6 protein-coding genes are annotated in these 4524 nt (G+C 37.6%); all 6 read right to left on the minus strand.

The window, feature by feature from the left end; all coding sequences use genetic code 11:
• Window positions 1–193: 193 nt before the first annotated feature.
• The 6 genes from UF75_RS24755 to UF75_RS24770 all read right to left on the minus strand — a co-directional run bounded on the left by UF75_RS24755 (window position 194) and on the right by UF75_RS24770 (window position 4102).
• Entirely contained in the window at window positions 194–574 is a 381-nt protein-coding gene (locus tag UF75_RS24755; RefSeq protein ID WP_207642504.1) for a DUF1906 domain-containing protein, read from the minus strand.
• Window positions 575–767: 193 nt separating this feature from the next.
• Window positions 768–1451, minus strand: a complete 684-nt coding sequence (locus UF75_RS24760; protein WP_045577183.1) for a hypothetical protein — start codon at window positions 1449–1451, stop codon at window positions 768–770.
• A gap of 475 nt (window positions 1452–1926) precedes the next feature.
• The gene (locus UF75_RS24765) at window positions 1927–2226 is read right to left on the minus strand and encodes a UvrD-helicase domain-containing protein (RefSeq protein WP_348983103.1); all 300 of its coding nucleotides are present in this window, start codon (window positions 2224–2226) and stop codon (window positions 1927–1929) included.
• Between the two features lie 430 nt (window positions 2227–2656).
• The gene (locus UF75_RS28770; RefSeq protein WP_197079536.1) at window positions 2657–2851 is read right to left on the minus strand and encodes a hypothetical protein; all 195 of its coding nucleotides are present in this window, start codon (window positions 2849–2851) and stop codon (window positions 2657–2659) included.
• Window positions 2852–2959: 108 nt separating this feature from the next.
• Entirely contained in the window at window positions 2960–3070 is a 111-nt protein-coding gene (locus UF75_RS27775; protein WP_082075340.1) for an SbcC/MukB-like Walker B domain-containing protein, read from the minus strand.
• A gap of 30 nt (window positions 3071–3100) precedes the next feature.
• On the minus strand, window positions 3101–4102 hold the full coding sequence (locus tag UF75_RS24770) for a Fic family protein (protein ID WP_045577185.1): 1002 nt from the start codon (window positions 4100–4102) through the stop codon (window positions 3101–3103).
• Window positions 4103–4524: the final 422 nt, after the last annotated feature.

Here is a 4524-nt window from a genome sequence, read left to right on the forward strand (position 1 = left end):
GATTGATCCTTATCGAACGACAAACTACAAATTGTTACATCATTTTGGAATTGATAAATATTATAATTTGAACAAAATTTGCCCGTTACTCCAGGCATACGTTTTGCCATGTTCTATAAAACGCCGTAAAGTCCTAAATATTGCTAACTCAAAAATAGCTACCCATAAAANACAATGTCCCAACGCCCTCCTATTACTTGACAGGTAATAAGTCAATTGCAGCGGAAACGCCACGGAAATACTCTTTAATAGCTGGTAGATCACTGGTAGTAGCATCAAAGTCAACTGCAAAATAAATAGTTGTATTATAGGGCTGTCCTACAAGTTCTGCTTTCCCAATCGCGTTATTACATTGAGCATAGCCTTGATTATAATCAAAATAACTAACTGAATTGTTATAATCTTCATATACTGTAACAACACTCAATCCCCCGTCGGAGATAAGTTTCGCTTCATCATGTTTAAGCAGTTTGGGATTAGTATTACTTGCGCAATAGTAACGGCAAACAAAACTATATCCATTTGAACTAAGACAACTTAACAGTTGTACTTGAAACTGGACTAAAACAATCAACACCTAAGGACATTAAAGTAACCCTCTTTCTTAATAATTTCAACACTGCTTGTGGAGTGTTTACTTTATATGTATGTCCATATGGACAAAGGTGTTACTCAGGTTTGTCCAAAAATATAATCTATTTATTAAGCGTATGTGAGACGATGTTGGACATTTGGGTAAAAGGTATATAAAGACTATAAAGGGAGAGTTATTTGAAATCGGAAGAGTTAAACACAATCGATTTTTCTATATTTTGATTTGCTTCATCATGAATTTCCAAATAGTCAATAATATTTTGGCTATTCCAGTATACTATTTGGTAGGTTATAGAAGTATTTTCAGATTTGACTAGTGTTTTTGCTTTTCCGGTTTCCAAGGAAATGGCAGTAATTGCTGACCATTGCTTGCTCTTATCGGTTTCTATACCATCAAAGACTAAATATTTACTGTTAAAACTCCAGACAGGAAAATATCTTGATACAACACCATAATTATTTGGACTCAGATCTTGAGCTTTAATAATTGTTGACTGAAAGAGAGTAACATCTGTACCCATAGGAGTACAAGCTAATAAATAACTACTATCTGGAGACCAAATGAACTTTTTAAAATCATTATTATCCATAATAATTTCGGCATTTTCTTCTTTAACTTTCCAAATCATTAATTTATTAGTATCTCTTTTAATAAATGCAACCATTTTGCTATCCGGAGACCAGTTGATATTTATATTCATTGAGTCGGATGACAATATATCCTGTATTTGATCTTTATTTCTAGAATTTTGATTAACTGATTTATAAGAATTGATGAGATTTGAATTAATTATTAATACTAAAAAGAATATAAAAGTTAAAGAAATAAATGCCCACAAAAAGTTTCGCTTTTTCATAACTTACTCCTTTTCTATTATTTAACTCAGCATAAACGCAAAGAAGTCATATACCTATAGTATATTCTAGAGTATTAACATTGGGCAATCATTTTATTTAGTATTATTAAGCCCTTTTTACAGCGTGATCTTCGCTGGGAAGGCAAGTTCGTTAGGGTAATAGATACCACAACCGAACGACCTTTTCGATCCGCCACAGGCTTAACCAGCTGCTTTTAAGACGTAACCGTCAAATAAAAAAGTGTATAGAAATAGAGCAAAAACCAGTGTAAACTAGGTTCTTGCTCTATTCGCAGGCTTCTTGGTGAAGGGAAATGTTATCGGCCGTACAATCAAATAGCACCATCCAATAAAGCGATCTTCATTCTGTCTCCAATTAATGATTGGATTTTACGGAATAAGTATACCAAATAGTGATTTAGGCTTAAACCTTTCTTTTGGCTTAGCTCCCAGTTACGTCGGATTCACTGCATACTCACTGTATTTGACGGGCATCCATGTCTTGGGCTTCATCAATGACCAAGACCGTTTTCGTAATCCTGCCCGGTTCAACTTGTCCGTTCTTGATCCGCTTAATCGTTTCCAGAATGATCTCGCCTGACTTTTCCAGTGATCCCACTCTGCCCAATAAGTCAAAGCAGTAAGAATGAAAGGTTTTGATCTCGATGAAGTTGGCGGCATTGCCGATCAGCTTTAACAAACGCTTCTTGAATTCCGTAGCAGCCGATCTTGAAAATGTCACCATCAGCAATTGCTCATGCTTGACATCTTCCATTAACAGCAGGGACTATCAATGATATTTGTATCATCAATGCCAGCATAAATGAGTGCATTTTGAATGTATTTAAAATCATGATTGAAGATATTGTGACCGCAAACATATTCCGACCCATAGAGAAACTTGGCGAAGTCAACCATAGAATTGGAGTGAAATGAACTGCCAACGCCCTTGACACCACCGATATCAAGTATTTTTCCACTTTTCGGTTCAATTTCGGTATCGATAAAGACGATGGGTTTCAGGTTCTTTTCCTCCTTTAAATACTTGGTGGTTTTCTACAGGTAAGGTATGGCCTTTGGTTAATTAAGACCCATTAACTAAAACCTCTTTTGATATAATCAGTTTGTTCCAAAGGAAAGGTGCATTAGAAGCAGAAATTAGGATAATCAGAGGTTGATATGTCAAATGAAATATGATTAGAAGACTACAGATAAAGCTTTTCCTTCACATTAAAAGATTGGCCTTTTAAATTATATTTCAAGAATTTATAAAGAATATAGTTTTCTTTATCAGTTTCATGTGTCGATAGAATTATTTGTTTTTCAGCAGAATCATTTCGCAACACTTCAATAAGTGAAGCAATATTGATATCATCCATCGTTTGAACAGGATCATCCACAAGAATAAAGCTGATATCATCATTTGATTTTGTTATATATTCTTAGTATCCCTTCTTGATAACCCGCTTGACCAGTTTTAGAAGGTCAAACATATCTCGGATGTTATTTTAATCGACTCCGGCAAAGGCTTCATCGAGAGAAATAAGGCGAGGGGCATCTGGCCGAGCATCCGAGTAGCGGGAATAGGCGGCTGAGAAAAGCGGAATATACATGGCCATTTAACAATCATCATTAGATTAACATCCATATTAGTCACTATTTCGTTTTACAGCCCGATACTGCTGCTTGCTGCTGTTTGGCTTGTCAGGAACAGTCATCTCAATCAAGCCAAGTTCCAGCGCGGGGCGCAAATAATTGTTGCTGAACGTTGGACGGTGCTTAAGTCCAAGCCGCTCCAAAAGCTCTTTTGCGGACAGCGTTTCGCTGCCTAAAGCGGACATCAGGCGCTCGACTTGATCGGTAACTTGCTCGCGAACTTGTTCGGTTAGCATAAGATCATTTAAAGCATCTCGGATAACGCGGAGCATAAATTCAACAAAAGCTGTAGAATCCGCTGCTTTGTCGGCAACAGCCAATATGGTGTAATACTCCTGTTGACGTTCGCGGATTAAAGTCTCCACAGGCAACCAGTTAAAGATTGGTTTCCAGCGACTTAATAAAAGCGTCTGCCACATACGCCCCATACGTCCATTTCCGTCAGCAAACGGATGGATAAATTCGAACTCATAGTGAAACACGCAACTTTTGATGAGAGGATGAGTATCAGTTGTTTTGACCCAGTGAATCAGATCACTTATCAACTTAGGTATAACATCTGCAGGCGGGGCCATATGCACCAGCTTTTCTCCCGCAAAGACACCAACACCACTAAAACGAAAACGCCCAGCTTCATTTGTTAGCTCCGCCATCAATATCTTATGGGATTTCAATAGATCATCCATATTAAATGAGTCGAATGTAAGCATAAGGCTGTAAACATCAAAAGCATTTTTAACTTCGCGTATTTCATTGGGTGAGCCAAGAACACGTTTACCGTTAATAATGTCCGTCATTTGTTCCAATGACAGCGAGTTGTTCTCAATTGCCAGTGACGAATGAATGGTCCGTATTTGATTATCCCTGCGCAAATGAGGGTTCACCGCAGTTTCGCTTTTTACAGTAATAACGCCCACTAGCTCGCTGATTTCAGCGACCAGGTGAATGATTACATCTGTGACACTATATGGTGGAACATAAGGCTTTTCTGGCACAGGCTCACCACCTAACTACTACTTATACGTTATCATACCGTTCAAGTTGTAAAAATACAAGATTTTTCAGCAGATCACTTGAAAGTCCTAAATCTTTTGGCCGAACTGTGGCCCAGGCGTAAAATTTCACTTTACCCACGATCTTGCCGGGATTATTTCCGAATGTAGTCCTGGGCTTGTTTTCCAATTGGATTAAGCAGCTAAATGAGTTTCATATTGTTGATAAAATTTTGGTCATTCGGGCGATAAGACAGAGCGAATTTTTGTGTATGATAATCCTAGTAACAACAGAAAGACCTCTGAGAGGTCTTTCTGTTGTTACTAAGGTTTATTGAGTGTGATTAAACCGAAAGAACGATTCGGCCAGCTATTTCACCCTTCGGAATATTCAAAATTGATATGTCTGTAGTCACTAGCCTTGC

The organism is Desulfosporosinus sp. I2, from assembly GCF_000960765.1.
Classification (GTDB): domain Bacteria; phylum Bacillota; class Desulfitobacteriia; order Desulfitobacteriales; family Desulfitobacteriaceae; genus Desulfosporosinus.